Genomic DNA, 3516 nt, shown 5'->3' with positions numbered 1-3516 from the left:
GCCGGCGACGGATTCCGGAGCGGGGGGACCGACCCGCGCCCGACGAGGAGTTCGCGGGCGGCGCGCACCAACAGGCGCTCGGAGCGCCCGTCCGAGGTGTCCATCAGGAAGCAGCCGTTGGCGATCACCTGGAACACCCCGCCGTGCCGGCGCAGCACGAGCTCGCCGAGGGAGCCGACCCGGCGATCCACCACCCGGGGCTCCGCCCCCGGGTCCGGGGCGGGTTGCGGCGCGGGCGGCGCGACGGGTGTCGGGATGGGGCCGGAGTCGGCGGCACGCGACTCGACCGGCAAGCGGTTCATGCCCGCACACCGTACCCGCGGTGGCCGGGCGTCGCCGGGTTTTCGCCCGGGCGGTCGGGTGTCGGCCGACGATGACCGGAACCGTGCCCGGGGGCCGGGGGTCGGCCCGGTTCCCGGCGCGGATCAGGGAGCGACGAGCACCGCGGCCGCGTCGTCGCTCACCTTCCCGCGCGGGAAGGCCCGGCACGTCGGGTCGGTGGCCTCCGCCCCCCGCACCTCCTCCAGCAGTCGTTCGGGCCCCCCGGTGAGCAGCAGGTCGAACAGCGCGGTCCAGTCCCCGAGGGCGAAGGTGTCGGTCCAGCGGGTGGCGCCGTCGGTCAGCGCGGCGAGCGCGGAGACCCGCTTGCGGGAAGTGGTGCCGGCCAGGGCCCGATCGGCGACGGTCGGATCGGCGGCGGCGGTCGGGAAACCGTCCGGGGCGTTGCGCAGTCCCTCCAGGAAGGCCACGCGTTCGGCGGCGACGCGTTCGCGCGCCCGGGCCCGGCAGGTCTCCAGCCGGGCGTCGTGCACCGGCCGCACCCCGCCCTCCGGATCCCGGATCAGCAACACCGAGTCGCACAACACCAGGTGCTCCACCGTCCGCTCCGACCACCGGGCCAGCACCACCGTGGCCTGCGGCGTTCGCGGGTGAGAAAGGTCACAGGTCGCCCGGTGGGCGGCGGCGACGCGGGTGATGGCCCGGGCCAGGCACTCGGTGAGGGGCACCTCCGGGCGCCGCGCGGTGGCCTCCAGCAGTGCCCCGCCGAGCCGGTTGACGAACCACGGCACCCCGTGGGAACAGCCGTCCCCGCCGACCGGCGGTGTCACGCCGTCCAGGACCACCAGCGCGCCGCCGTCCCCGGTGGAGAGGGCCGCCGCGAAGTCCTCGCAGGGGCGGGAGGGACCGGCGGGCCGGACGGCTGCGCGCACGTGCATGCGGCCCAGTGTCCCGGGCCGGCGCGCCGGCGGGGAGGGTCCGCACCGGCCCCGGCGTGGCGGTCCGGGTTGGTGGTCCGGGTTGGTGGTCCGGGGCGGCGGTTCGGCGTGGTCCGGGGTTCGACCGGAACGGAATCCGGCCCCGACCGTTCCGATCCGGTCGATCATCGATCGTGGTGCGTTCACCGGAGGGCCGTGGACGCTCGGGAAACCGGTGAAAGCGAACACCCACTGCCGGAAGCCCGTCCCTGGTGGTGCAGTAAGCTGCGCGCGTCCGCCGACCGGACCCCGACCCTCCGGACCCCTCCGGTGTCCCACCGGCCGGGACGAGATTGCGAGCACAGGTGCGGAAGACCACACGGCCCGATCCCGCCGCCGAGCCGGCGACCCCCGCGACCACTCCGGCTCCCGCGCCTCCCGCCGGGCCCGGCGCGGCCCTGCCCGGAAAGCGCGTGCGGGTGCGCAACCGGCTGCTCCTCGGTGTCGCCCTCGGCTCCGTGGCGGTCCTCGCCGCGGGTGCCCCCGTGATGATCGACGCGAGCCAACGTCTCTCCGGTTCCCAGGAGTTGCTCAAACAGGCCGACACCGCGCGCGGCGCGGTCTCCCTCTCCCGGGTGATAGCCGACGAGCGGGACCTGCTGGTGGTCTCCGGTGCCCGGGCGGCCGGGGACGAGGCGGCCGGCGCCGCGCCCCCCGACACCGCCGCCTTCGAGCGCACCGACCGCCGCCTCGAGGAGTTGCTCCCCGATCTCCCGGCGGAGCCCCGCGCGCTCCTGGACGACCTGCCCACCCTGCGGGCCGAGGTGGCCTCGGGCGCCCTCTCCCCGCTGGAGGTCCACCGTGCCTACAGCGACATCGTGCGCGGGCTCGACGCCCTGACCCGCTCGGTCTCCCTCGTCCGTCCCGAGCGCTCCGGTGCCCCGGCGGCCGGTGCGCTGCCCGACCTGGCCCGCGCCGTCGACGCCTCCTCCGCCACCCGCGCCCTGCTGACCGCCGCCGCCCTGGACGAGGAGGGCGGCGCGGAACTCCTGGCCGCGGCCCGCGTGGCGGGTGCCCGGGAGGCGGCCGCGGTGCGGGACTTCCTCGACGCGGCCGGAACCGAGGCGGCCGAGGGGTACGAGCGCACCGTCTCCGGCCCCGAGGCCGCCGCCGCCGAGAGCTTCCTCGCGGAATTCCTCCTCAACCCCCTGGACGCCCCCGCGCTCCTCCCGGCGGACCCCGACGACGGATCCGCCGAATCCGAAGGGGACGGGGCCGCCCCCGTCGTCGGTGACCCCGGCGCCGCGCTGGCCGCCCGCACCGAACTCCAGCGCGGCGTGCTCTCCTCCCTGAGCGCCGCCCGGGTCGCCGGCCTGGAGACGGTGCGCGACGACGACCTGACCGCCCTGCAACTGCGGATCGTGCTGCTGGCCGCCGCCCTGTTGCTGGTCATCGGCGCCGGCGTGCACACCGCCCGCTCCCTCACCCGCCCCCTGGCCGCCGTGCGGCTGGGCAGCCGCCGGGTGGCCGCAGACCCGGCGGGCGAGGAACCGGTGCGCTACACCGGCCGCAACGACGAGTTCGCCGAGATCGTCACGGCCGTCAACGCCCTGCACGCCCGCACCGTCGAACTCCACCGCCGGGCCGCCGAGACCGCCGGCGACCACGGGGAGATCGCCGCCCAACGGGACCGTCTGGTCGCCGAGCGGGACCGCCTCGACGGCCGGCTGCGCGAACTCACCGAGCGTCTGGCCGATCTGGACGGCGCCGTGCACGGCACCTTCGCCCACCACGCCCAGCGCATCCTCGCCCTCACCGGCGAGCAGGAGACCGCGCTCGGCCGCCTGGAGGCCGCGGAGAGCGATCCCGACCGCCGGGCCGACCTCCTCGCCCTGGCCCGCCTGGCCGCCCGGCTGCGCCGCCACGGGGAGAACCTGCTGCTCCTGGCCGGAGCCGAGTACCCCGGCGCGTCGGGAGGGGCGGTGCCGTTGCCGGACGTGCTCCGCTCGGCGATCGGCGAGATCGAGCGCCACGACCTGGTGGAGATCGAACAGCCGCTGCCGCCGGTGGCGGTGGCCGGCTTCGCCGCCCGCGACCTGGGACACCTGCTGGCCGAACTCCTCGACAACGCCACCGCGTTCTCGCCCGCGGACGCCCGGGTCCTGCTGGTCGCCCGCGATGGGGAGGACGCGCCGGCCGGCGGGGTGGTGGTGCGGGTCGTCGACGAGGGCATCGGGATGACCGACGAGCGTCTCGCCGAACTCAACGACTGGCTCTCCCGTCCCGGCGAGCCCACCCCGCCCGGCACGGTGTACAGGCC

The 3516-nt window shown here is 76.8% G+C and carries 2 protein-coding genes and 1 pseudogene; 1 reads left to right on the top strand and 2 read right to left on the bottom strand.

All coding sequences use genetic code 11. The features are described 5' to 3' along the window. Positions 1 to 302, bottom strand: a pseudogene (locus tag FNQ90_RS16505) (hypothetical protein); the annotation flags it as partial. A gap of 123 nt (positions 303 to 425) precedes the next feature. Continuing rightward, a complete protein-coding gene (locus FNQ90_RS16500) occupies positions 426 to 1217 on the bottom strand; it encodes a protein phosphatase 2C domain-containing protein (protein WP_182607086.1) in 792 nt (263 codons plus the stop codon). A 344-nt stretch (positions 1218 to 1561) separates the two neighbouring features. Between FNQ90_RS16500 and FNQ90_RS16495 the strand changes: the two genes are divergently transcribed. Further along, a partial coding sequence (locus FNQ90_RS16495) for a nitrate- and nitrite sensing domain-containing protein (protein WP_182607085.1) occupies positions 1562 to 3516 on the top strand: 1955 nt, incomplete at its 3' end.

It is taken from the genome of Streptomyces alkaliphilus (genome assembly GCF_014141535.1).
GTDB lineage: Bacteria > Actinomycetota > Actinomycetes > Streptomycetales > Streptomycetaceae > Streptomyces > Streptomyces alkaliphilus.
Note: the sequence above shows the minus strand (reverse complement) of the source record. Positions and strands in the feature narration are given on the sequence as shown.